The organism is Novosphingobium sp. PY1 (assembly GCF_017312445.1).
Classification (GTDB): Bacteria; Pseudomonadota; Alphaproteobacteria; order Sphingomonadales; family Sphingomonadaceae; genus Novosphingobium.
The window spans coordinates 1-23439 of the sequence record NZ_BLTI01000001.1 but is presented as its reverse complement, the minus strand read 5'-3'; the positions used below and the strand labels follow the sequence as shown (position 1 = coordinate 23439).

At 58.1% G+C, this 23439-nt stretch carries 22 protein-coding genes and 1 pseudogene; 16 read left to right on the top strand and 7 right to left on the bottom strand.

What is annotated here, in order from left to right; all coding sequences use genetic code 11:
• Window positions 1-41 precede the first annotated feature (41 nt).
• The 6 genes from J3474_RS00110 to J3474_RS00090 all read left to right on the top strand — a co-directional run bounded on the left by J3474_RS00110 (window position 42) and on the right by J3474_RS00090 (window position 6358).
• Window positions 42-3899, top strand: coding sequence for a hypothetical protein (locus tag J3474_RS00110; RefSeq protein ID WP_207092688.1), 3858 nt, complete (start codon window positions 42-44; stop codon window positions 3897-3899).
• Window positions 3900-3904: 5 nt separating this feature from the next.
• The gene (locus J3474_RS00105) at window positions 3905-4258 is read left to right on the top strand and encodes a hypothetical protein (RefSeq protein WP_207092687.1); all 354 of its coding nucleotides are present in this window, start codon (window positions 3905-3907) and stop codon (window positions 4256-4258) included.
• A 71-nt stretch (window positions 4259-4329) separates the two neighbouring features.
• Window positions 4330-4629: a hypothetical protein gene (locus J3474_RS22535; protein WP_242528107.1), complete on the top strand. Its 300-nt coding sequence runs from the start codon at window positions 4330-4332 to the stop codon at window positions 4627-4629.
• Window positions 4626-5297 carry a hypothetical protein gene (locus J3474_RS22530; RefSeq protein ID WP_242528106.1) on the top strand — a complete coding sequence of 224 codons (672 nt, stop codon included), beginning with the start codon at window positions 4626-4628 and terminating at the stop codon, window positions 5295-5297. Before J3474_RS22535 ends, J3474_RS22530 begins: the two co-directional genes overlap by 4 nt.
• Before the next feature lie 3 nt (window positions 5298-5300).
• On the top strand, window positions 5301-5912 hold the full coding sequence (locus J3474_RS00095; protein WP_207092685.1) for a hypothetical protein: 612 nt from the start codon (window positions 5301-5303) through the stop codon (window positions 5910-5912).
• Window positions 5913-5974: 62 nt separating this feature from the next.
• Window positions 5975-6358, top strand: a complete 384-nt coding sequence (locus J3474_RS00090; RefSeq protein WP_207092684.1) for a hypothetical protein — start codon at window positions 5975-5977, stop codon at window positions 6356-6358.
• On the opposite strand, the gene J3474_RS00085 is transcribed toward J3474_RS00090, so the two are convergent.
• Window positions 6355-6846 carry a hypothetical protein gene (locus J3474_RS00085; protein ID WP_207092683.1) on the bottom strand — a complete coding sequence of 164 codons (492 nt, stop codon included), beginning with the start codon at window positions 6844-6846 and terminating at the stop codon, window positions 6355-6357. The two genes, J3474_RS00090 and J3474_RS00085, sit on opposite strands and share 4 nt — an antisense overlap.
• Before the next feature lie 1100 nt (window positions 6847-7946).
• Here J3474_RS00085 and J3474_RS00080 point away from each other — a divergent pair.
• Together J3474_RS00080 and J3474_RS00075 are read left to right on the top strand one after the other, a co-directional pair.
• Window positions 7947-8234: a hypothetical protein gene (locus J3474_RS00080; protein WP_207092682.1), complete on the top strand. Its 288-nt coding sequence runs from the start codon at window positions 7947-7949 to the stop codon at window positions 8232-8234.
• Between the two features lie 226 nt (window positions 8235-8460).
• On the top strand, window positions 8461-9156 hold the full coding sequence (locus J3474_RS00075; RefSeq protein ID WP_207092681.1) for a hypothetical protein: 696 nt from the start codon (window positions 8461-8463) through the stop codon (window positions 9154-9156).
• Window positions 9157-9210: 54 nt separating this feature from the next.
• Here J3474_RS00075 and J3474_RS00070 read toward each other — a convergent pair whose 3' ends face one another.
• On the bottom strand, window positions 9211-9573 hold the full coding sequence (locus tag J3474_RS00070) for a DUF2958 domain-containing protein (RefSeq protein ID WP_207092680.1): 363 nt from the start codon (window positions 9571-9573) through the stop codon (window positions 9211-9213).
• Window positions 9574-9892: 319 nt separating this feature from the next.
• Between J3474_RS00070 and J3474_RS00065 the strand changes: the two genes are divergently transcribed.
• The 4 genes and pseudogenes from J3474_RS00065 to J3474_RS00050 all read left to right on the top strand — a co-directional run.
• Window positions 9893-10093, top strand: a complete 201-nt coding sequence (locus J3474_RS00065; protein WP_207092679.1) for a hypothetical protein — start codon at window positions 9893-9895, stop codon at window positions 10091-10093.
• A gap of 306 nt (window positions 10094-10399) precedes the next feature.
• Window positions 10400-11587 (top strand): adenine-specific methyltransferase EcoRI family protein, encoded by a 1188-nt coding sequence (locus tag J3474_RS00060; RefSeq protein ID WP_207092678.1) that lies wholly within the window; start codon window positions 10400-10402, stop codon window positions 11585-11587.
• Window positions 11584-12750, top strand: coding sequence for a DUF262 domain-containing protein (locus J3474_RS00055; RefSeq protein WP_207092677.1), 1167 nt, complete (start codon window positions 11584-11586; stop codon window positions 12748-12750). The genes J3474_RS00060 and J3474_RS00055 overlap by 4 nt, the downstream gene beginning before the upstream one ends.
• Before the next feature lie 74 nt (window positions 12751-12824).
• Window positions 12825-13325 (top strand): annotated as a pseudogene (locus tag J3474_RS00050) (ATP-binding protein); the annotation flags it as partial.
• A 26-nt stretch (window positions 13326-13351) separates the two neighbouring features.
• Here the strand turns inward: J3474_RS00050 and J3474_RS00045 are convergent.
• Entirely contained in the window at window positions 13352-14110 is a 759-nt protein-coding gene (locus J3474_RS00045) for a triacylglycerol lipase (RefSeq protein WP_007012271.1), read from the bottom strand.
• Window positions 14111-14147: 37 nt separating this feature from the next.
• The gene (locus J3474_RS00040; protein WP_207092676.1) at window positions 14148-14699 is read right to left on the bottom strand and encodes a DUF3617 domain-containing protein; all 552 of its coding nucleotides are present in this window, start codon (window positions 14697-14699) and stop codon (window positions 14148-14150) included.
• Between the two features lie 118 nt (window positions 14700-14817).
• On the opposite strand from J3474_RS00040, the gene uvrB reads away from it, so the two are divergent.
• The 4 genes from uvrB (at window position 14818) to J3474_RS00020 (ending at window position 20387) form a co-directional block, all read left to right on the top strand.
• A complete protein-coding gene (uvrB, locus tag J3474_RS00035; RefSeq protein WP_007012273.1) occupies window positions 14818-17004 on the top strand; it encodes an excinuclease ABC subunit UvrB in 2187 nt (728 codons plus the stop codon).
• Window positions 17005-17198: 194 nt separating this feature from the next.
• Window positions 17199-18257, top strand: a complete 1059-nt coding sequence (locus J3474_RS00030) for a sensor histidine kinase (protein WP_242528156.1) — start codon at window positions 17199-17201, stop codon at window positions 18255-18257.
• Window positions 18258-18349: 92 nt separating this feature from the next.
• Entirely contained in the window at window positions 18350-19864 is a 1515-nt protein-coding gene (locus J3474_RS00025; RefSeq protein WP_013834295.1) for a S10 family peptidase, read from the top strand.
• A 94-nt stretch (window positions 19865-19958) separates the two neighbouring features.
• Window positions 19959-20387, top strand: coding sequence for a plastocyanin/azurin family copper-binding protein (locus tag J3474_RS00020; protein WP_207092675.1), 429 nt, complete (start codon window positions 19959-19961; stop codon window positions 20385-20387).
• 6 nt (window positions 20388-20393) lie between these two features.
• Here J3474_RS00020 and J3474_RS00015 read toward each other — a convergent pair whose 3' ends face one another.
• From J3474_RS00015 to J3474_RS00005, 3 genes are all read right to left on the bottom strand, one after another.
• Entirely contained in the window at window positions 20394-21002 is a 609-nt protein-coding gene (locus J3474_RS00015; protein ID WP_207092975.1) for a hypothetical protein, read from the bottom strand.
• A gap of 191 nt (window positions 21003-21193) precedes the next feature.
• Complete coding sequence (locus J3474_RS00010; protein ID WP_207092674.1) at window positions 21194-21922, bottom strand: OmpA family protein; 729 nt, start codon at window positions 21920-21922, stop codon at window positions 21194-21196.
• Between the two features lie 32 nt (window positions 21923-21954).
• Window positions 21955-23439: VWA domain-containing protein (locus tag J3474_RS00005; protein ID WP_207092673.1), on the bottom strand; the 1485-nt coding region annotated here is incomplete at its 5' end.

Genomic DNA, 23439 nt, shown 5'->3' with positions numbered 1-23439 from the left:
TCGGGATAAATAATCCTGTATAAACAGGAGAATTTCACCGAATGGCTTGGAAGAAGACAGGCACAATCAACGTCACCAGCGGTTCAGATATTGTAACTGGTAACAATACTCAGTTCACCAACGCAATCAAGAAAGGTGATGCACTCAAGATTGGTAACTCGCTCTATGAGATTGGCGGATTTGTTAACTCAACACAGTTGACCTTAGCAGAGCAATATCCCGGAACCACTACCTCAGGCGTTGCCTATTCCATTATACCAACGCAAGCTAACACTCAGGACTTGAACAATAACGTTACTGAGCTTGTTGATATCGTAGGCGATATGCTTGAGAATGCAGGCGTCTTTACCGCAGAAGATGGCAAGTCCGCCTATGAGATTGCAGTAGACAACGGCTTTGTTGGAACTGAACAAGAATGGCTCGATAGCCTCAAAGGCACAGACGGAACAGTCTCCGAGGTTCAGCTACAATCTGTAGTCGAACTTACCCAATTCGCAGGCCAAGCTGCCGGTAGCTCGGGCATCTATCTGATTGTTCCAGTCGCGCCGGGCGATCCGGGCGTAACTTTGACACAGCAAGCCCAAGTAATTGTCCCTTTTGACAGCGTGAACGCTGGCATTGGTATGTGGGTCAACACCACCACCTCAGGCTTGGCTCTCACCATCGGCCTCACGAATGTTCCGTTGCCGCAACCCGGCGGCTCAGATGAGGATATCGACCTCAGCGGCTCAGCAACGTTCTACGCGCCGTTCAACGCAATCACCCCGCTTGGAATCGACCTCAACGGCTCCAGCGCGTCGTTCACCTTGTCACGCAATTTCACAGACGCTGATTTGGTCATCAAGCGCAAATACGACACCGACATTGTTGTGCCTGTTGCCTCGCAATGGACGACTGGCTCAAGCGGATCGCCATATGCTGTAACCGGCGACGCAGTTGCCTCAACGATGACAATGGAAAAGCGAGGTGAAGGCACGACTGGCTACACGAACGGGCATCTGGTCCTGAACAGGGACACTTACATCGCAACCCCTGCTCTGGCCATTGAGTTCCCATCAACATCTGATGATTTGACCACACAGCTTCCGCCGTCAGTTCGTCACTCGTTCAAAGGTATCGTTCCTGCTGGAACTGGCATTGGCGTGATCCTCGGTGAGCTAAATCACTACGGATATGGCCAGAGCGGCCTTTATCTCCATTGGAGCGAGAACACCTTACAATACTCATATTCCCGTGTCGGCGGCACTGGCGAAACCATCCTGTCAGACAGCTTTGCCTCTGCCTTGAGCGGCACTAACCATCTGCTTGAAGCTGAATGGGTGAACGACGAAAACGGCACCGGCGGCACCGTCACTTTCTATGTTGATGGCGTCCAACTTGGCGCACCGAAACCGACCTCAGGTAAACCAAGGGTCACTTCCAGCGCCGATTATGAGGTCAACGCCTCAGTGGGCAACACCTCCAACTCAGTCGATAACTTGGAAGTTGAATACGTGGGCCTTGGCTTCGGCAAGCCAGACATTGAAACCACATACGAGACTATCGCTGATGGTGCTGTCACACTGGACGACCTGCAAAATCTCGTCGTCGATGCAACTGGCGTCACGACCCAGCAGCCCGAACGCATCTTGAGCTATGTGGCCAACGGAACTCAGCAATTCGATCTTACGCTTGTTGTGGGCGAAATGGTCCTGCCCGCTGGCCGCCCTTACAAGGCCGTGTTGGAAGATTGGTCAACGGGCGTTGGCGTTCCTCATCCCAACGAACTGATAATGACCAAGCCTGCGGCGCAGAACTGCCGCTTTGAAGACAGTGTTCTCTATGGCTCTCAAGGGTCGTGGACGGAAGTTGTGCCTCAGGGCGCAGTGCCGATCATCGACGGCATACGCTATGGCTGTGAAGGCATCCGTCAGGGCAACTACGTGATGTTCCAGTTCGTCTATTCGCAGGACGTTCCTTCGTCCCCGTTTGGCGATCCTACCAATCTCAACACCTATATGCGCCCCCACAAGTGGATGATCTACGACAACCAAGGCACTCTCTTGCAGCGCATCGAAAAGCCAAACGGCGAACCACTGAATGCAGCTTCAACCAAGCCGGTCTGGGAAGGCACCTATGACGGCCGCAGCGTTCCAATCATCACGGACAACAACAAATGGTATCCGCACGGCACCGTCCGCTGCTCGATCATCTACCGCAACGGCACACCGCCAGCTTATGACCAGCAATTCGTCTACGACAACGTGCCTGTCTACGATCAGCGCGTTCCGTTCGCGTCGCACACGGGCTATTCCGTCAATGGCTTCGACCTTCGCATTTATGCAGGCAGCGCAGGTGGTGATGGCCAGTCTAACGGCTTCGCGAACTGGAAGATTATGCCGTGGACACCGCTTGAGCATACCTACGACAGCATCAAGACCTACGCGGCGAACACCCAAGATCCATATACCAATCTCTATTCCGACATTTCCGCCACGCCAAATGCCGCGCTTTGGCTGAAATACACGCCATTCAACACAATGGGCCGATGCCCAATCGTAGGACCGGGAGGCACACGCGATGACCGTCAGATTATGGCAGAGGTGGTTGCCCGCTATGCGCGCGACGTTACCTCAACCCGTCCTCACGATGGTAGGGCAATGGCTGACATTGCGCTGGATTACCTCACTGGATACGCCAGCGATCCGTTCAATGCGGTGTCCAACGGCAAGCTCAAGCCGCTGTTTAAGGGCAACGCTCGCCGCAACATCACAATGCGAAACCACTACTACGGCGGCGGTGAGGCAACTACACCTGAGGATCAGGCTTGGTATGCGCAGGTTGGCCGATTGTCTGAATGGACGAGCGGGACGAACCCTCTGCGCTGTAACGTGCCTGGCTCTGGTGCGACCGCTGACAAACCATATTTCGGCGGCTTCGAAATCGACAACCTCCACGCCCATCAATTCCCTCATTGGGGATCATTGCTTTTCCAGACTCCTGAGTTTGCTATGCTGGGCGTCAATTTCTCAGATCAGTCACGCCTTTACGGCAACTCCATCCTTGCCAGTATGTGGGGGCCTGAGACGTTTTCTCAGCGCGAAACAGCTTGGCCGTTTATGCACGCTGCCCTGCTTTGGAAAACGGCATCCGCGAACTCATCAAGGCTCTACAGCCGCGCGGAGGTGCTTGATTGGGTCGTCTACGATTTCGAGACATTCTACGATCAATGGTATGACGCAACACCGGGCTTCTTGAACCCGCCAACCAACATTATGCAGAATGGTGAGGTCGTTGGTAGCTTGGCCGTCTTAGCTGGCGCAGGCAAATTTGGTCCTTGTTACTACACAGACGGTGAAGGCCTACAGCTTTCCGAATTCCAAGCTGGATATTGGCTATCAGCCCTTCACGCTGCCCACAGGATAGGCTTCTTGGATGCTCTGCGTGCTGCATCCCCCAAAGCTGAAGCAATCGTCAATTGGCTGATCGCAATGCACCGAAAGCGCGTCGTTGGCCGTATCAACGATGGCTCGCTGATGAATATGGCAGGCTCAGACTATCAGGCCAGATATTGGACTGCGGCTGAGATAGTCGCTGCGAACGGCAACGTGTCTTCACTGCCTCAGAACTTCGCTGCGGTGGTATCTGCTCACGGTGCTGCGCCAAGCTGGGACCAATGGAGCGAGGGAGCAACCACCTACAGTCGTGACGGTCAGGCAATGGACCAGCTTTTGGCTGCGCCTGCATTGCTGAAAGATATGGGTCTAACTGGTGCTGATTTGGATCAGGCCGTTTCGACAGCAGAGAGCCGTTTCCAAGCGAAACTCACCAGTGAAGCGGCACGAGGAAATGCCTCGGCTGGTAGTGAGTGGTTCAAATACCACCAGACAACAAACAACAGACCATACAACCCAGCCTAAGGAGAATGCCTATCGTGTTAAACTTGAGATATTACCCTGATGAAGACGCAAGCGATATCGTTTTCCGAAAAGTCTATGTGATTGGCGGCAAAGACATTGATGGGAATCCAATCGATCGGACTGTCACAGACGCACACTTTAAGATCGCCGTTGACGAGGCCGAGATAGTGGACCTCACGATAGGAAACGGCATTTCGTGGGACGACATTACAAAGTCACTCGTCCTCACGCTAACCAATGGCGATCTCAGCGAGATATCCCAGTCAACCGATGGCCTGTTCCAGTTATACATCACGATAGAAACTGGAAGGATCATCACCCTTTTCTCAGGCCGAGCATATATGGAGAGAAGCCTATAAGATGCAGAACAACGAAGTTACCATTATCGAGCAAGTTGACGATACAACCACGATCATCGAGATAAACGACCTTGGCGGTTTGTCAGTCCAAGGCACACAAGGACCAGTGGGTCCACAAGGGCCAGAAGGCCCGCAGGGTCCAGCAGGACCCCAAGGAATTCAGGGATTGCAGGGCATTCAAGGCCCAGCAGGACAAACAGGTGCCACAGGCGCTCAAGGGCCAAAGGGCGACAAAGGCGACACTGGCGAAGTTGGTCCTCAAGGCGCTACTGGCCCTCAGGGTGCTCAGGGCATCCAAGGTCCCGTTGGCCCTACTGGCGCTGCTGGCGCAGGAATTCCTGCTGGTGGCATTGGCGGCCAAATCCTCGTGAAAGTGGATGGCCCAGACTACGTGACAGAATGGACGGACTTGCCCGAGCAGCAGGTTGGTATCACCGCCATACCAATCGATGGCTTCGACATTGATAGCGTGGAAACAGGGCTTGGCGTTGATCGCGTAGCCTTCACGGATGATTTCGTAGTGACCTTCACCAACGTTGCGGGCGAATATGTTGCCTCAGTGGACCTTCGCGCAGGCAGTGGCTCTGCTGGCGCTGATGGTGCTTCAGCATACGAGATTGCCGTAGCGAACGGCTTTGTAGGGACTGAGACTGAATGGCTCGCCAGCTTGGTAGGCCCTGCTGGCTCAGATGGTGCAGACGGTGCGGATGGACAGAATGCAATCTTAGGCTTCGTGCTGTCGTGTGTGGGTAAGCCAGCGGACGGCGAGATCGTCGTGGTCGCTGAGGCCCCATATGCCTTCACTGCGGCAGCCGCCAATTGCTCAGCCAAAGCCGTAACAGCCGCAACGGCGAGCGCAGTTTTCACGATCTACAACGGGGCAACCACTGTTGGGACTTTCACATTCACGGCAGGCTCTAATGTCGCCACAGCCAGCATCACAGCAGGTTCCATCGCACAGGGCGATTTGATCCGCATTGAAGCACCTGCGACCGCCGACGCCACGCTCTCTGATATCTCGTTCACAGTGAGGGCCTAAGCGATGGCGAATGTAGTTTGGAACTCAGAAGACGCGAATGAAAACATCGTCCTGAGCAACGGCGATGAGACTGCAACGAAATTAGGTGCTCAAGGCTATTTCGGGATCAGAGGAACGGTCAGCTACTCAGCAGGCTTACGCTATTTCGAGGCTACAGTGCCAGACGGTAACGAAGGCTCGACGGGTTTAGCAACTTCGGCAGCATCCCTCAGTGACCCGCTTGGATATGCCAGCAGCGAAGGTCTTGGACTGTATGGCGATGGCACTGTCTGGATGGGCGGCTCAGCATTTGGCTCATCAGAAGGTTCTGTTGGCAATACGAGGGTAGGTTTCCTCGTCGATCTCACAGCCAAGAAGCTATGGATACGTGCCAGCAATGGTAACTGGTCACACGGCGGCGACCCTGCTTCTGGTGGGGCTGGTATCGACATTTCGTCCCTGAGTAGCGCGCTTTTCCCGATGTTTACAGGGTATTACGACAACGACAGCAGCACGCTCTACAGCGACAGCGGCACGATCACCTTGGGCTTGCCGTCTGGCGCGACGTTGTGGGGAGATGAAGGTGGTTCAACGCCGTCAGCGCGCAAAGCCATTCGTTCAGTTTACTGGCTCTGACCAAACACCCGCCCTTTTTGTAAATTTCCTTAAATATAAGAAAAAAGGGGATATTTCACCAAATGGGAACTGAAAGCTACATCGCGGTCGATGCAACTCCACACGCTACCCAGCCAACACCATACGATACTGCCCTTGGATTTACGCCTCTTTTGCTCTTCATCGTAGCAGCTTTCACCATTATCAAAGGGTGGGCTTGGCTTACAGACAGAACCAAACAGGAAGGCCAAACATCCTCAGCCATCGAGACGAGACTTGACGAATTGGAAAAGCACACAAAACGAATATCCAAGAACGAAGATACCATCAGCAATCACGAAACGCGATTAACCGTGATCGAAACGAACAATGCTCACATCAACACAACGTTAGGCGAGCTAAAGTCGGATATAAAAACGCTGAATGATAACGTCTTGAAGCTCGTGACACTCCGCAAGGAAGATTAAAGCTGCCTGATCTGGTAGCGCGCCCGCCCTCGGAAAGTCTGCTTGGGGAAGCCCTCAAGTGCTGGATTGATGACAGCTTCGCATTCTCCAACGCCGTCAAAATCGAGAAAGCCCATTCGGCATAGCCAGTTGAGTTCCAGCCCTATGTGATTCCACTCTGGGCGCTCAATGAGGTCGTCCATATCAACGTCCTTGTCGCGATACAGGCGGTAAACGTGCCTGAGACGGCGCAGGCTCATCCCATCGAGAAACCCACTACCATCGAGGTCCAAAATGGCCTGCTCTACTGCTTCTGGTGTGGAATGCAGTTGGTTCGCGAAATAGGCCAACTGCCTATCGTTCTTGATGCCTTGGACGAAGCCTGAGCGCACATACAGGTCAACGAGGTTATGGGGGTGGACTGAGGGGACTGTCTTCATCCCGTATTTATGGATTTGCCCGGATTTCCGTATTCGCAGCGGGCCTGAAAACTGGGAGAAATCGGCCATTTTTCTGAATTTCTAAATCGCATTTCGAGCCATTTTTTGCTAAAAATAATAAATAACTTTGAAGCAAAAATAGTGTTGCCCGCTCGCCTGTTGCATTACCCAATAATCTCAAAATGAGCGCCAACATTATTTTTGCTCCACCGCATTTGGGTAGCGGTTTTGCAACAGAGCTTCTTTTTGAAAGCTACAGCGAAAAAATCCCAAGACATACTCAGCGTTACAACACACCCTCACATTGCTCGTGATTTGGCAGAGGGCGGCATAAGTAGCTGATGCGCGGCTGAGTGCGCGAACGGGAAGACAGAGCTACAGCAGCGTCTATATGGCGCAATTGTAGATGGCACCCCCTACGAAGCAATGCGCTTGCGTAGGAAAAGGCAGGCTTAAAGGCGCTTGCTGGCACTCTCTTTGGCAGCACTGCGCTGAAACGTCAGCTTGGTAGGCGACGGTGACTGGCTAAGACAGGACGCAGGAAACGAATTATAACCTGCAGGCCGATTGGACGCTAATGTAATGGTCTCAATTGGCTACCGCCGCATACCAGATGACTAACTGCAATGGGCAAGGCCAACAAGATTGGCTGACCAGCAAGCGACAGGCGCGACCCCGCTGCATCGATAAAACGATGTGTTAGATTACATAGTGTTGACGTGACGAACTCAAGTGAATGTCAAAACTCTCATCCCCCTTCTCATAAAGGACGAACTCAGCATCGTTTTTTGTGAGAGGGGGGATAAGAGTATATCTTCTCAGGCGCCTAAGTGAATAGGAATATATTCACTTCGTTCATCCGTTCATAAATCCAATCCAAATCACCAATTCACCTAATTTTAGACTTTCATAAAAACCACATCAAGCAGTGAGAAATGCAAACGAGTGAAAGCGAGTTTGTATTGAGCAATGCGTAGATGTTGGATTGCACGAGCGAAAGCGAATGCAAGCCAATCAACAGGTCAAACACATAGGCGAAATGGCGATTTTATAAATACCGATGAGGCAGACACCATTGGCTGACTTCAAGGAGTAAGACCATTTATTTTCTTCATCGAGAACCCCTTTGGTAATGCCAGAGGGGTTTTCTGCTGATCCATAAATACGGTATGTTCCAAGCAATCAGAGATAGACTCAAGAAAGTCATCGCGGCGCTCAGACCCTTGATGGATAATGACAGAGCCGCGACGGCGATAATGCGATGGCCCAGACCTGCCGCGTTCTTCCTGCTCGTCGTGCTGTTCGTGGTTGGTTGGTTCAACCCCCTGACATTGATGGCCTATGCGCAGGCATTGGCCGCATTCCCTCAGGATTTCTGGAACGTGATTTTCATCCTGCTTGGCTCAATCGCGGGCAGCAAAGGGATGGCTGATATAGCGAAGCTGCTCAAGCGATGAAGAAGACCCGCAAACTCATATTCCGCATCGAGGAAGATCATCAGCACTTGGACCTTATAAGGAAGCTATTGGATGAGCCATATCCAACCCCCTTTGTATCTGAGCTTGAAAGGGAGTTACTGAAAGACTGGCATTCAAAACATAGCGGAGACAGCCAGAAATAGCATAAGTCAATAAATATCCTTGAAAGCGTAGCACTTTGTTGCGCTGTTTGAGGATTTTTGAAATGACTATCAACCTAACAGGCTTCAAAGCCACAACTGAAATCAAACCATCATCCAATATGACTATTGAAGCTGCTGAGCTTCGTGAAACCCTACAAACGCTCTGCGATGTGATTGCAGCGGACGATAAGCGCGAGATTGCCCACTACTGGTCAATGGTCAGCTACAAGCACGGCGCGCAGCACAACAAGGACGGCGTAGCGGCTCTCTCAGGCATTATCTTGGAATACGACAAACGCTATGAAAGCGATCTGCTCAATGCCCTGATGCGCGCAGATTTCCCGTTTCAATACCTACTCGTCGAGACTGAGCGCAAGAATGGCCTCAGCTTGAGCTTGTTCTTCCCGCTCGCGTTCGAGCCAAGCGTCAACGACTATCTGCGCCTTGCTGGCGTTCTGGCGTATCAGATTGGCGTCTATGGCCTCAGCAAGGGCAGCGGCACACCAACCTTCCTCGTAAAGCTCGTGGGCGGCCAGACTGTAGGAGAGCACACTGGGCCAGCGATCAATCGATCTTACATTGTTGAGACAAAGGACATAGGGGAGGGAAGCAAGACGGCGCTTGAAGACTTTCAGGGGCCGAAGCCGCTCACTATCAACCTTGATGGGGTAAAAATCGCCAAAGCGCCTCTGCAGGGTAAGGAGAAGCAGATTGCTGCCCATTTCAAGGCTCTGGCCGATCTTTTCGATCCAGAATAACAGACATAACGAAGCCCGCTCCTGACACGACAGAAGCGGGCTTCTTTGTGAGTTTCAGGCTTTGATACGGCCCTCTCTACGAGCTTCCTCAGCATACTGAGACAGCGACTGAGTAGGGACAAACGAAACGTCCTGCTCAATGCCAACCAAACCGCCCAGCATCTTGATTTCTGCAAGCTCATCGAGGCTGATATAGCCCAACTCAGGCGAGCCAAATCCAAGGTCTGCAAGGCCAAAGGCCAGCCCATTCTCATCGCATTCCGTGATTAGCCACGTAGCAGCGCCGCAGGGGTTGAACAGCTTGCAGACAGGGATGAAGTCGATTTCCTTTTCCGTCCCCTTCAATGGCTGCTGTTGATCCCAATTCGCGCGCAAGCGCTGAAACGTAGCATCGTGGATCATATTCTTAAAAGACATCTGTTGGCTCCTTGTTTGTTTGCCAACAGACTCATCTATAGTCTTTCTTACATCATACGATAGAAAAAGGCATATATTGGCCAATCATATCGATCGACTTCAAGACTCGTTAGTTCAGACTGGCATTCTCAACAAATAGGAGAATGTTATGTTTAAGCCGTGGGAAAAGTGGGTTTTGTTTTTTGGAGCATTGGTTGCGCTCAGCAGTCTGACAGAGGCAGTCACTTGTGATGTTTCGTGCTATGCGGGACCTGCAGCTTACAATTCTGTAACCCAACGATAGCTTGTTGCGACTGAGCAAGCGCGATACGCTCAAGTTATGGAAATCGACGAAGGCCCCTTCTTCCAGCGCGCTCTTGAGCTAATCGAAGAGTATGGGGACGATGTGGTGGACTTCGTGAACGCCAAAGTCCGCGCTGTGATGGACGCACGAGACTTTGAGGGCGTCATTGAATGGACCACTATTCGCAATGCCCTTGCGAACATTCTCGATGGCAATGGCACCGCCACGAGGCAGTGAATTTGGTTGAAGAAAAAAGCTCGATTCTTAACAAAAAGCGATTTCGGCCCTTGATAAACCGCTGATTTCTGCGGGTTTGAAGAGCAGGAAAACTGCTGATTTCGCCTTCAGCTATACTACATGGGCCTTGTTTGCCGAACCTCGTGATTGGCGATTCCTGCTTGCCTAAATGTTCTATTTTTGTTCCCATGGCAGAATCGAACGCGATTCGATCACACAGATTATCCTCAATGCAAGAGACAGTGGCTCTTGCGGCCTTCCGGTGTGTGGCTAAGGTGAAAATCAGTGGCATAGTGGAATTGAAGAATGAGTTCAGCAGCAAACAGGTTAACAAACGCCCGCACGGCGAAGAAGGACGAGTTTTATACCCGATACATCGATATCCAGAAGGAAGTCGAAGCCTATCTTGAGTATGATCCGGACACTTTTCGTGACAAAGTGGTTTACTGCAATTGCGACGACCCGTTTGAAAGCAACTTCTTCAAGTATTTTGCAGCTAACTTCAACCGGCTTGGTTTGAAGAAACTCATTTCCACCAGCTATGATGGTTCACCCATTGCTGGCGCTCAATTGTCGTTCATTGAATACGCTGAGGACAAAGGCAAGCGCGATAAGCCTAATGCGCTGGCGATTGAGATAGAGGAAGTAAACGACCTCAACGGCGATGGCGCTAAGGATATCGAAGACGTCAAGCTGTTTTTGGAGAAGAATCCACATAACCGAACGCCGCTCAAAGAAGGTGGTGATTTTAGAAGCCAGGAATGCGTTGAGCTACTCAAACAAGCTGATATCGTTGTAACCAACCCGCCATTTTCATTGTTCAGCGAGTTTATCTCGCTTCTTGTTGAACACAAGAAGAAGTTCCTTGTTATCGGCAACACCAACGCCATCACCTACAAGGAGCTGTTTCATCTTGTGCAGGCGAACAAGCTCTGGATCGGTTGCACGAACTTCAACGTAGGTATGTTTTTTGAAGTTCCAGACGACTACGAGCAATTCCACCACCTGGATGAAGAGACAGGCAAAAAAATCGCCAGAGTATCAACCTCGTGTTGGTATACGAACTTGGATCATGGTCGCCGTCATAAGCCTCTCAGCCTTATGACAATGGCTGATAACCTCCGCTACAGCCGTGGCCTCAAGGGCAAAACTGCCTACGACCGCTATGACAATTACGACGCCATTGAAGTCTCAACCTACAAGGAAATCCCAAGCGACTATGATGGGGTGATGGGCGTTCCGGTCACGTTTTTAGACAAATATAGCCCGGAGCAGTTTGAGATCGTAGGCACACTGGAATCCAGCGATCCCGACAACCCATATCGGACGAAGTGGTATTCCGCGCAGGACCAGAAAGATGCTTTCTTCCGTCGCTTCGGCAAAAAAGGGAGCATCCCTCTAAACATGTCTGGCGTTATCAATGACGTCAAAGTCTATAAGCGCATCTTGATCCGCCATCGTAAGCCCGAAGGCACAGTTGGAGCAACGAAGTGAAAGCGACACTGAACACTGATCTTACTGTGGAAGATGTCTGCGAGGGCTTCGTTTACAATCAGCTTGAAGGCAAAGGGCTGTTCGGCCTTGGTGGTAAGCTAACTATCCAGCCGGAATACCAGCGGAATTATATCTATGCTGAAGGCGGCGGGAACCGTGAGCAAGCAGTTATTCACTCCTTGCTGAAGGGCTATCCGTTGGGGCTGATCTATTTCAACAAGGTCGCAGATGACCGGTTTGAGGTGCTGGATGGCCAGCAGCGCATCACCAGCATAGGCCGCTTTGTGACCAATAAGTTCGCCATCACGGACAATGGCAACCCGAAGAACTTCGATAGCCTTGCAGCCGACCAGCAGGCGCGCATCCGTGAAGCAAAGCTGCTGATTTACGAATGCGAGGGCGAGGAAAGTGAAATAAAGCAGTGGTTTGAAACCATCAACATCGCTGGTGTGCCGCTCAACAAGCAAGAGCTCTTGAACGCTATCTATTCCGGCCCGTTTGTAACCAAGGCCAAGGAAGAGTTCAGCAACAGCCAGAATGCTAATATTCAGAAATGGTCTGCCTATGTGAAGGGCAGTGCAAACCGTCAGGAGTTTCTTGAGCGGGCGCTGGATTGGGTCAGCAAGGGCAACATCGGCGCTTATATGAGCGCCCATCGCAGCGACACAAACGTCAACGAAATGAAGACCTACTTCAACACGGTCCTCGATTGGGTTTCAGCCGTGTTTGTTGACGTGCTGCCCGATATGCGTGGCTTGGAATGGGGAAGGCTCTATGAAGAGCATCATTATACGAGTTACGACCCAAAGAAGGTCTCTGATGAAGTCCGAGCGCTTTATGGCGATCCCGAGGTGCTGAACCGGAAAGGCATCTTTGAGTTTGTGCTGGGTGGATCGACAAATACCAAGCTACTGAACGTCCGTGTGTTTGACGATAAGGTCAAAAAGACCACCTACACAAAGCAAACGCAGGAAGCGGAAGCCAAAGGCATCTCCAATTGTCCTTTGTGTGCAATCGGGCACGACTCGAACAAGAGCCGCATCTACAAGCTGACCGAAATGGACGCTGACCACGTTGCAGCTTGGAGCAAAGGCGGGGATAGTTCAGGGAAGAACTGTCAGATGCTCTGCACCACGCACAACCGTGCGAAGGGCAATCGCTGAGAGGGACGTCTTAAATCGCGGATTTCTGAGAAACTGGCTGCTCCACCGTTCAGTCTACGTGCATTACATCTTGCGTCCAGCTTGTCGCCGCAATGAACCCGTGCCGCTGCGGCCACTTGGGCGATCCGGCGCTGGCCTGCTCACGCGCACCGAGATGCGCTGCGGATTACCAGAGCAAGGTTTCCGGCCCCCTGCTCGACCGCATCGACCTGCACGTCGACGTCGATCCGGTCCGCGCCGTCGACCTCGCCCTGCCACCACCTATGGAAGGTTCGGCCGAAGTCGCCCGGCGCGTCGGCCGCGCACGGGCAATCCAGTCGCAGCGCCTTGAGGGTACGCCTGCGCGCACCAATGCGGAACTCGGCGGAGACCTGCTCGAACAGCACGCGACACCCGACGAAGACGGGCGCAGGCTGCTGATGCAGGCGGCCGAGGCCATGCACCTGTCCGCCCGCGGCTATACCCGCGTCCTGCGCGTGGCGCGAACGATTGCCGACCTGGCCGGAGCGAAGCAGATCGGCCAGATTCATCTGGCGGAAGCCCTCAGCTATCGCCGACAGCCGCCGCGTGCCTGAAGTGCCCAGCGGCGCGCGCCTCGCTCTCAATCGGGAAGGTCGAGCTGGCGCAGAACCTCGGCGACGACCCTGGGATCGCTGGCGAAACCCAGGTGGGTGCAGCGCACCGATACGGCCCTGTCGCGCTCGTCGGCCCAGCCGCAGGCCGAACGGGGGTGGATCACCCCGTCGCGCGGGCTCCACAGGGCGATTGTCGGCACCGGCGGCTTGATCGCGAAGTCGACCTCGATCGGCGGCTTGTCCACCGCATGGCCGGTGATGACCTGATAGGCCCGCCAGGCATTGTTGTTGCGCGGGTCGCCCGAGAAGGGCGTGCCCATGGTGATCACCTTGGCGACGTTTTCGGGCTGGCGCTGCGCGATTTCACGGGCGAACAGTCCGCCAAGGCTCCAGCCGACCAGCGCCACCGGATTGCGGTGCTGCCGGGCCAGCGCGCCGACGCGGCGCATGAGATAGGCGAAATTGTGCTGGTTGGGGCCGAAGTTGAAACCCAGCCCCCATTCGTGAACCGAATGCCCGGCCTCGGCCAATGCATCGGCCATCGGCCTCATCCGGTTGGGATGCGCCCCGAAACCGGGCAGCAGCATGACCACCTGCGGATGCGCGGATTTCTCCACCGCTACAGGCTTGGGCCGTCCACGCCGGAGCGAGGCCAGTTCGGCAAGGAAGAGGCGCAGCGAAGGCGCGCGCGCACCTTCCGGCCGGGGCTGGCGGGCCAGAGCCGCGCGGCGGGCAAGCGCCTCGCGCAATCCCGCCAGTCCGTTCTCGGCCCGCCCGTCACTCATGTAATCCGCGTACTCCCTGCCTCGGTACCGCAGCGCCTCAGGATTCGCAGTCGCCGAGGCGCGTCGTCTTCATGTGCATCGACATCTTGGCCATCCGCTCACCCATGCCGGGCATCGACCGCTCCATGTCGAGATTTACCTCGGAGCCCTGCGGGCTGACGGTACCGACCATCGTAGCCATCGCTTTTGCACCGGACTTGTCCTTGCACTCCAACTGAGCGTTCAGAGTACCGCCACTGACGTCGAAGCGCGAATAACTGCACTGGCTGTCACCGGGTAGCGAATCGAGCATGTCCTTGTAGCCCTTGTCCGCCTCCGCCTGGGTCAGGCAGTAAGTGCGGGGCGGAACGTTCGCCATCATCGTCTTGAACTGGGCAGCGCCTTCCTTGCTCATCCCGGGAACTTCGAACTTCGTGAATTCCACCGTCTGGCGGTACTGGCCAGGCTGCGGAGGTTCGAGCTTGGCAACTTCCTGCTTCGCCGCCGAGGCCTGCTCTTCCGGGCTCCTGGCCGGTTCCTTTTCCGAGCCGCATCCCGCGAGCGTCAGCACCGCGATCCCGGCAGCGGCTATGGCGATAAGTGGTTTCATGTCCTGTCTTCCCTCTGGACCAACCCCATGGGCGAGGGCGTAACACCCGCCCTGTGAACTGCCAACGATTCACTCTCCCTCATTGCGGCGGGCCTTCATATACCCCATATGTTCCGCCATGGCCGAACTCGTCATCCGCCGCGGGCTCGAGGAACCCGATACCTCGGGCCACTTCGTCCCCCACAAGCCGCTGCGACCCGAAAAGTCTCTGCCGGGCAAGAAGTTCCGGATCGTCTCCGACTACGAACCGGCGGGCGACCAGCCGACCGCCATCTCGGAACTGGTGCAATCGGCACAGGAAGGCGAACGCACGCAAGTGCTGCTGGGGGTCACCGGCTCGGGCAAGACCTTCACGATGGCCAAGGTGATCGAGGAACTGCAGCGTCCCGCGCTGATCCTGGCGCCCAACAAGATCCTTGCCGCCCAGCTCTATGCCGAGTTCAAGGACTTCTTCCCGGACAACGCGGTCGAGTACTTCGTTTCGTACTACGACTATTACCAGCCCGAAGCCTACGTGCCCCGCTCTGACACCTACATCGAGAAGGAAAGCTCGGTGAACGAGGCGATCGACCGGATGCGCCACTCGGCCACGCGCGCCCTGCTCGAACGCGACGACGTGATCATCGTCGCCTCGGTCTCGTGCCTCTACGGCATCGGCTCGGTCGAGACGTACTCGGCGATGATCTTCGACCTCAAGGCGGGCGAAACCCAGGACCAGCGCGAGATCATCCGCAAGCTCGTCGCCTTGCAGTACAAGCGCAACGATGCCGCCTTCACCCGCGGCACTTTCCGCGTGCGCGGCGACAATCTGGAAATCTTCCCCTCGCACTACGAGGACATGGCCTGGCGCATCTCGTTCTTCGGCGACGAGATCGAGGAGATCTCCGAATTCGATCCGCTGACCGGCAAGAAGGGCGCGGCGCTGGAGAAGATCCGGGTCTATGCCAATTCGCACTACGTCACCCCCGGCCCGACGATGAAGCAGGCGAGCGAGGCGATCCGCTTCGAGCTGACCGAGCGACTCAAGGAACTCGAAGCCGAAGGCCGCCTGCTGGAAGCGCAGCGGCTGGAGCAGCGCACCCAGTTCGACCTCGAGATGATCGCCGCGACCGGTTCGTGCAACGGCATCGAGAACTACTCGCGCTTCCTCACCGGGCGCATGCCGGGCGAACCGCCGCCCACGCTGTTCGAGTACCTGCCCGACAATGCCCTGCTGTTCGTCGACGAAAGCCACCAGACGGTGCCGCAGATCGGCGCGATGTCCAAGGGAGACCATCGCCGCAAGATCACGCTGGCCGAGTACGGTTTCCGGCTGCCCAGCTGCATCGACAACCGCCCGCTGCGCTTCAATGAGTGGGATGCGATGCGCCCGCAGACCTTCGCTGTCTCGGCCACGCCCGGCAGCTGGGAGATGGAGCAGACCGGCGGCGTCTTCGCCGAACAGGTCATCCGTCCCACCGGTCTGATCGACCCGCCGGTGACCATCCGCCCGGTCGAGGACCAGGTGCAGGACTGCATCAACGAGTGCAAGGAAACCGCAGCCAAGGGCTATCGCACCCTCGTCACCACCCTGACCAAGCGCATGGCCGAGGACCTTACCGAGTTCATGCACGAGGCAGGTGTGCGCGTGCGCTACATGCACTCCGACGTCGAAACGCTCGAGCGCATCGAGCTGATCCGCGACTTGCGCATGGGCGTTTACGACGTGCTGGTGGGCATCAACCTGCTGCGCGAGGGCCTCGACATTCCCGAATGCGGGCTCGTGTGCATCCTCGATGCCGACAAGGAAGGCTTCCTGCGCAGCGAAACATCGCTGATCCAGACCATCGGGCGCGCTGCGCGCAACGTCGATGGCCGCGTGATCCTCTATGCCGACCGCATGACCGGCTCGATGGAGCGCGCCATCGCCGAGACCGACCGCCGCCGCGAAAAGCAGCAGGCGTTCAACGAGGCCAACGGCATCACCCCGCAGACGATCAAGCGCCGCATCGCCGACATCGTCGCCGATACCGCCAGCCGCGACGGCGTGGTCGTCGATCTCGAGGACGGCGAGCGCAATGAACTGGTCGGCCACAACCTGCGCGCCTACATCGAGGAACTGGAGCAGCGCATGCGTGCTGCGGCAGCCGACCTCGAGTTCGAGGAAGCGGGCCGCCTGCGCGACGAGATCCGCCGCCTCGAGGCCAGCGAACTCGGCCTGCCGGACGCACAGAAGAAGGCCCCGCTGGTGGGCCGGTCCAACGAAGGCAAGCCGGGGACGCGAAAGCTGCGTTACGGCAAGACGCAAAGAAAGTTTGGCCGCTGACGAAAGCGCGCAAGCTGAATAATGTCCGATCCTGGGCACTTGCCCTGTCCTGCGCGCGGCAGCGCGCGGAATATTTCCATCGACAGGAAACAAGTCGCGTACGATAGTGTTACCAGGTCACACGACGCCGCGCGCGACCACGAGTTAACTGACATCGAGACCCCGTCCGCCTGTGCGTTCGGGGTCTTCAGGTGATGCACCGGCTGACCGGAGAGAGCGCGAAGACCCCTATGCACCGACTGGCCAGCTTCGACGTCACGGCGAACATTCCCAGCGAAACCCGGCGAATCCTTGCCCAGATCGGCTTCGGCATCATCTGCGCCCTGGCGATGATCGCACTGCGCGCGGCCATCAACATGTGGGCGCCGACCTCGGGGCCCTTCGCGCTGGTCTATCCCACGATCCTGATCGCCACGCTCTACGGTCACTGGCAGGCCGGCGCGGTCGCCTACCTGATCAGCTTCTTCTGGGCCTGGTGGATCGTCCTGCCCACGGTCCATTCGTTCCGGTTCGTGGTCGCGACCGACCCGCCGCGCGTGGCGATCAACGCAATGGCGGTTCTGGTAGTGCTGGTGCTGGCCGAGATCTTCCGCCGCGCGGTCCGGCAGGTTACCCGCGCTCGCGATGCCGAACTGGAGCGGCGTCAGGTGCTGCTGCGCGAACTGGAGCATCGCACCAAGAACAATTTCGCCCTCGTCGCCAGCCTGCTCTCATTGCAGCGGCGGCGTCACGACAATCCCGAAATCGTCGAGGCGCTCGACCAGGCGATCGGCCGCGTCGACACCTTCGCGCGCGCCTACGAGAACCTCAAGCTGACCGACGCGGAAGGCTCTTACGTGCCGATGCGCCAGTATGTCGGCGACGTCGTCTCCCGGGTATCGGCCGGGTCCTTTCACGACCTTGTCGAAATCGAGGTCAGGTCCAGCGATTGCGAACTGCCGCAGCAGACTGCCGTCGCCATCTGCCTGTTCATCAACGAGGCGCTGACCAACAGCGCCAAGTACGCATTCCCCGACGGCGCCGCCGGCAAGGTCAGCGTGACGTTCACCGGCAACGAGGACAACTGGGAACTCAGGGTGGTGGACGACGGCGTCGGCGCCGCGGACGAATCGCGCCAGCAGAAGGCCGCGGGAACCGCCGGCATGGGAGTGGGCCTCATGGAAGCCTTCGCCCGGCAGGCCGAGGCGGAATATTTCGTCGGCGAGACCGCGCGCGGACGCAGCGTCCACTTGCGGCGCGGCAACGGCAACTAGGCGCGCGGCCAGCCCCTTGCAGGCGGCGCGACGGACGATAAAGTGCCCCGCTTCGGGTGCCCAAGGCACTGCAATCGAGGTCACTTCCCCCCATGCGACTTCTCGCTCTGGCCGCATCGGCCGCCATCTTTACCGCCGCTTCCACCCTCTCCCCCGTCGCGCTCCATGCCGAGGAAAAGGCCGCCGAGGCCAAGTCCGACGACAAGAGCGCCGAAGACCGGCTCGAACCCTTCCCCGCTCCGAAATCGATCAGGCAATCGGCCGTGATCGGCGGGAAGACCGTGAACTACACCGCCACGGTCGGCGCCCTTCCCGTCAAGGACGACAAGGGCAAGGTCATCGGCGAGGTCGTCTATACCGCCTATACCGTCCCCGGACGCGCAACCGACCGGCCCGTCACCTTCGCTTTCAACGGCGGCCCCGGCGCGGCCTCGGTCTATCTCAACCTCGGTGCGATCGGCCCCAAGCGCGTACCGTTCGGCGCACAGGGCGATGCCCCGTCCGACCCGGCGGTGCTGCGCGACAATCCCAATTCCTGGCTCGATTTCACCGATCTCGTCTTCATCGATCCCATCGGCACCGGGTTTTCGCGCTCACGCGTGGACGAAGAGCAGTCGAAGAAGGCGTTCTATTCGGCCGATGCCGACATCCACTACCTCAGCCGGATCGTCTATGACTGGCTCGTCGCCAACGATCGTCTGACCAGCCGCAAGTATCTCACCGGCGAAAGCTATGGCGGCTACCGGGTCCCGCGCCTCGCCTATTACCTGCAGACGCAGATGGGCGTCGGCATTTCCGGAATGACGCTGGTCTCGCCCTATCTCGACCCGCCCGCCATCGGCGAGGACGATGCCCTTTCACCCCTGCCCTGGATGATCGCCTATCCATCGATGGCGGCGGGGCATTTCGAGCGTCAGGGCCTGCACCTCGACGATGCGACGATGGGCCCGGTCGAAACCTACATGCGTACCCAGTTCGTTCAGGATTTCCTTGCCGGACCGCGCGACAAGGCCGCGACCGACCGGCTTTCGGCCAGGGTCGCGGAACTCACCGGACTGGACCCGGCGATGGTCCGTCGCATGAACGGACGCGTCGACATTGCCACTTACCTTCGCGAAATCCGCCGCGATCAGGGGCTCATCGGATCGGTCTACGATTCCAACTACACCGCCTACGACCCCTTCCCGGCCAGCGCTTCGCCTCAGTATAACGATCCGCTGCTGACCACGCTGATCGCTCCGACGACTTCAGCCATGGTGGACTTCGTCACCCGGCAGGTCGGCTGGAAGGTCGATGCGCGCTACAACGCGCTGTCCTACGACGTGAACGAGAAGTGGGACCGCGACGATACCGACAGCCCGGTTTCCGACCTGCGGCGCGCCATTTCCATCGACCCGAAGATGACGGTCGATATCGTCCATGGCTGGGACGACCTGTCCTGCCCCTACTTCGCCTCACGCCTCATCGTTTCGCAGATGCCGGACTTCGGCGTAGAGAACCGGGTGCGCCTGCACATGTACCCCGGCGGGCACATGTTCTATTCGCGCTCGGACAGCGGCGAGATGATGCGCCAGGATGTCATGGCCAGCTACCGGGCAAGGGGCTGAGCGCCAGCCGCTGCGACGACGCGAAGCTATCGATTCAACGCGACGAGGCAGCGCACGGGGCGTATGATCGCCCGGTCCAACCGGGAGAGAAACCGTGCGCCTGCCCCCGCTTGCTAACCGCGCCCTTGCAGCCGCGGCCCTTGCCGCCGCTGCGGTGACGATCCCGACATCTGCCGCCGCCGACGCCACTGCCGCGCCGCCGGCCGAGCGGATTACCGTCACGCTCAGCAACTTCGCTTTCGATCCATCGGTGATCGCCCTGCATCACGGACGCCCCTACGTCCTGCACATCGTCAATGGCGCCAAGGGAGGCCACAACTTCCAGGCCGGGGCCTTCTTCGCCGACGCCGCGCTTGCCCCGGACGACAGGGGCAAGGTGAGGGACGGCAAGATCGAACTGAAGGGCGGCGAGGCGGTCGATCTCAGGCTGACCGCCCCGCAGGCACCGGCGACCTACCCGCTCAAGTGCACGCATTTCCTTCATGCCGGGTTCGGCATGAAGGGGAAGATCGTCGTCGACTGACGCGCATCAGAGCTTGCCGAACTTGGCCTCGTAGGCGGCGCTGTCTCCGCTCGAGAGGAGCTTTGCCTGCTCAACCCAGTTGTCGCGGCGCGGACGTCCCGCGAAAGAGCCCAGCTTGGTGTCCAACTCGTCGAGATCCGCCTCGGTCCAGGCCGCGATCTGCTCGTAGCGGGTCACGCCGAGCGAGGTCAGGAGCGTCGCCATCTTGGGGCCGAGCCCCTTGATCTTGCGCAGATCGTCAGCCTCGCCAGCTGCCGTTTCGGCCTTCGGCGCGGCAGGGGCAGGGGCAGGGGCGGGAGCGGGTGCGGAAGTGGTTGTGGGAGTGGGCGCAGGCGCTGCGGGCTTTTTCACCGCGTCGACTTCGTCCTGCGCGGCGACTGCGATCACCTCGCCTATACCGGCCATCGTGCCCGCCATCGCGGGCGGATCGATATGGGCGGCAGGCGGCGCGTCGATCAGCGCCTGGTTGCGCTTGGCCGGAGCGGCCCCTTCATCGAGGACGTCGGGCCGGCGATCGCGCCTGCCCTGCTTCGAGCCATGCACGAAGAGCCAGTAGGCAACGACAATGCCGATCAGCAGAGCGGCAATAAAGATCAGCCAATTGGCTGCGATCATCTGCACCAAGATCTATCCCTTCCGGTTCCACAAGAGCCAGCCGATGCCGAAGCCGACGCAATATGTCAGCAGCACCGAGACGGCCATTTCAAGCCAAAGCGGCATCCGCGCATCCTTTCTGCCACGATCCCGTGGCCTCGCGGATCTGCCCATGACCAAAGTCGGGCGCGCGCTCAACAGACAAGTTCATATCAGCCCGGCCCCGGCGTATCGATCGGCGTCGGCTTGACCGGCGCGGACGTGATCACCGAGAATTCGATGCGGCGGTTGGCCGGATCGCGCGGATCGAGCCCCGGAATCGGATCGCGCGCCCCCACGCCAGCCGCCCGCAATCCATCGGCCGGAATGCCGCGGCCGACGAGAGCCCATCGCACCGCTTCCGCCCGCGCCTTGGACAGCGCGACATTGGCCTCGCTGTTGCCGACGCCATCGGTATGGCCGGTCACCGCAATAATGCTGCCCACGCAGGGCCGAAGGGCATGGGCGACTTCATCGAGCAGCCGCTCGCTGGCCGGATCGATGCGCGCGCTGGCCTCGGAAAAGCGGATCGTGCGTGTCCGCAGGATCGTCTGGACGTCGTCCTGGCAATGCAATGTGGTCACGGCCGGGACGCCTTCGCTATCGCGCGCCCAGCTTACACCGCCTATGCCCGGCACTTCGGCAACTGCCGATGCCACCCGCTTGCGCGTGGCCGCGTCGAGCTTGCGCCCTCCGGAAAGGATCGGGTGGCGCGTGTACCAGCCGTAGCGGTCGCGGAAAGCCAGGTCGATGCCCTGCCCGCCCGCCGCATCGCGGGCGGCCACCGCCTTGCGCTCCAGCCCGGCGATGAAGACCGGCCCGTAAAGGCGGGAGGCGGCGAAGGACAAGGCCAGGCACAGGGCAGCTCCGGCTGCAGCAATCGAGGCTCGGCGCGGGTTCATGCCCTCAAGCCTAGGGCGCAAACCCGGCGCTGTCAGCCTCCTTCGCGCGAATTGCCCCCAAGCGAATCGGCGACGTCGACAAGCTTGACGAACTCCTGCCGCCAGTAATCGTCCTGGGCACCGGCAAGCTGGCGGATCTGCGCGGGGGTGAAGCCGCCCAGCAGGTCGTCGCCGCGCAGCGACTGGCCGAAGGCGGCAACCGCGGCGGCAAAGGCGAAATCCCCGCGCGGCCGCGCGGCGGCGGCCATCAGGCGCGCAGGAACCGGGCGCTCGATCAGCTTCGAGATTTTGCCGCCGGGCAGCTTATAGCGCAGCTTGACGAAGGCCAGCTCGCCAGACTGCCTGGCCGCTGCGGGCAGCGGATCGTCATAGCGGCGCGGCGCGATCCAGCCTTTCGCACCGGCAGGCACGATCTCGTAGATCGCGGTGACCTGGTGGCCGGCGCCGATGTCGCCGGCATCGACCTTGTCGTTGTCGAAATCCTGTTCGCGCAGCGCCCGGTTCTCATAACCGAGCAGGCGATACTGGCTGACCTGGGCGGGGTTGAACTCGACCTGGATCTTCACGTCCTTGGCGATGGTGAACAGGGTAGAGCTCATCTGCTCGCCCAGCACCTTCTTCGCTTCCAGAGCACTGTCGATATACGCGTAGTTGCCGTTCCCGTGGTCGGCGATCTGCTCCATCAGCGCTTCATTGTAATTGCCCTGCCCGAAGCCGAGCGTGGTGAGCGTGATGCCGTTGTCGCGCTCCTTTTCGATCATGGCGATCAGGTCGTCGCGGTTGGTGACACCGACGTTGAAATCGCCATCGGTGCCGATGAGGATACGGTTCACCCCGCCTTCGATGAAGTTGTCCCGGGCAATGTTGTAAGCCAGCTGGAGCCCGGCGGCCCCGGCAGTCGATCCGCCCGCCTGCAATCGGTCCAGCGCATCGCGGATCTTGCGGGTGTCGTTGGTCGGCTCGAGCACCAGCCCGGCCGCACCGGCATAGACGACGATCGAGACCTTGTCCTGCTTGCCCAGTTCACCCGCGAGCCCGGCCAGTGCCGACTTGAGCAGCGGCAGCTTGTCGGGCGCGTTCATCGAGCCGGACACGTCGACAAGAAAAACGAGGTTGGCGGGCGGCCGTCCCTCGCGCGGGAGGTCATAGCCACGCAGGCCCACGCGCAGGAGCCGGGTGGCCGGGTTCCAGGGCGTGAGCGCAAGGTCGGTCGTCACCGAGAAGGGAACGTCCCGGCTTTCGGGCCGCGCATAGTCGTAGCGGAAATAGTTGATCATCTCCTCCGTGCGCACGGCCCGCGCCGGGGGAAGCTGGCCTTGCGCCAGGAAGCGGCGGGCATTGGCATAAGCGCCGGTGTCGACGTCGACCGAGAAGGTCGAGACGGGCTCCTCGCGCGCGAGATGGACGGGTGAGACCTCCTTGCCCTCGTATTGCTCACGCCCGGGGTCGGTCGCCACCTGGACCGGCGGAACGAGAAGCCGCGAAGAATAGGGTGGAGGAGGTGGAGGGGGTGGAGG

Excerpts from the sequence above, each read along its gene's own strand:
- J3474_RS00010 (WP_207092674.1), bottom strand. The coding sequence starts at position 21,922 with ATGAACCCGCGCCGAGCCTCGATTGCTGCAGCCGGAGCTGCCCTGTGC.
- J3474_RS00060 (WP_207092678.1), top strand. The coding sequence starts at position 10,400 with ATGAGTTCAGCAGCAAACAGGTTAACAAACGCCCGCACGGCGAAGAAG.
- J3474_RS00070 (WP_207092680.1), bottom strand. The coding sequence starts at position 9,573 with ATGTCTTTTAAGAATATGATCCACGATGCTACGTTTCAGCGCTTGCGC.
- J3474_RS00095 (WP_207092685.1), top strand. The coding sequence starts at position 5,301 with ATGGCGAATGTAGTTTGGAACTCAGAAGACGCGAATGAAAACATCGTC.
- J3474_RS00085 (WP_207092683.1), bottom strand. The coding sequence starts at position 6,846 with ATGGCCGATTTCTCCCAGTTTTCAGGCCCGCTGCGAATACGGAAATCC.
- J3474_RS00030 (WP_242528156.1), top strand. The coding sequence starts at position 17,199 with ATGCACCGGCTGACCGGAGAGAGCGCGAAGACCCCTATGCACCGACTG.
- J3474_RS00075 (WP_207092681.1), top strand. The coding sequence starts at position 8,461 with ATGACTATCAACCTAACAGGCTTCAAAGCCACAACTGAAATCAAACCA.
- J3474_RS00105 (WP_207092687.1), top strand. The coding sequence starts at position 3,905 with ATGCCTATCGTGTTAAACTTGAGATATTACCCTGATGAAGACGCAAGC.
- J3474_RS00015 (WP_207092975.1), bottom strand. The coding sequence starts at position 21,002 with ATGATCGCAGCCAATTGGCTGATCTTTATTGCCGCTCTGCTGATCGGC.
- J3474_RS00045 (WP_007012271.1), bottom strand. The coding sequence starts at position 14,110 with ATGAGTGACGGGCGGGCCGAGAACGGACTGGCGGGATTGCGCGAGGCG.
- J3474_RS00040 (WP_207092676.1), bottom strand. The coding sequence starts at position 14,699 with ATGAAACCACTTATCGCCATAGCCGCTGCCGGGATCGCGGTGCTGACG.
- J3474_RS00080 (WP_207092682.1), top strand. The coding sequence starts at position 7,947 with ATGTTCCAAGCAATCAGAGATAGACTCAAGAAAGTCATCGCGGCGCTC.
- J3474_RS00110 (WP_207092688.1), top strand. The coding sequence starts at position 42 with ATGGCTTGGAAGAAGACAGGCACAATCAACGTCACCAGCGGTTCAGAT.
- J3474_RS00025 (WP_013834295.1), top strand. The coding sequence starts at position 18,350 with ATGCGACTTCTCGCTCTGGCCGCATCGGCCGCCATCTTTACCGCCGCT.
- J3474_RS00090 (WP_207092684.1), top strand. The coding sequence starts at position 5,975 with ATGGGAACTGAAAGCTACATCGCGGTCGATGCAACTCCACACGCTACC.
- J3474_RS00065 (WP_207092679.1), top strand. The coding sequence starts at position 9,893 with ATGGAAATCGACGAAGGCCCCTTCTTCCAGCGCGCTCTTGAGCTAATC.
- uvrB (WP_007012273.1), top strand. The coding sequence starts at position 14,818 with ATGGCCGAACTCGTCATCCGCCGCGGGCTCGAGGAACCCGATACCTCG.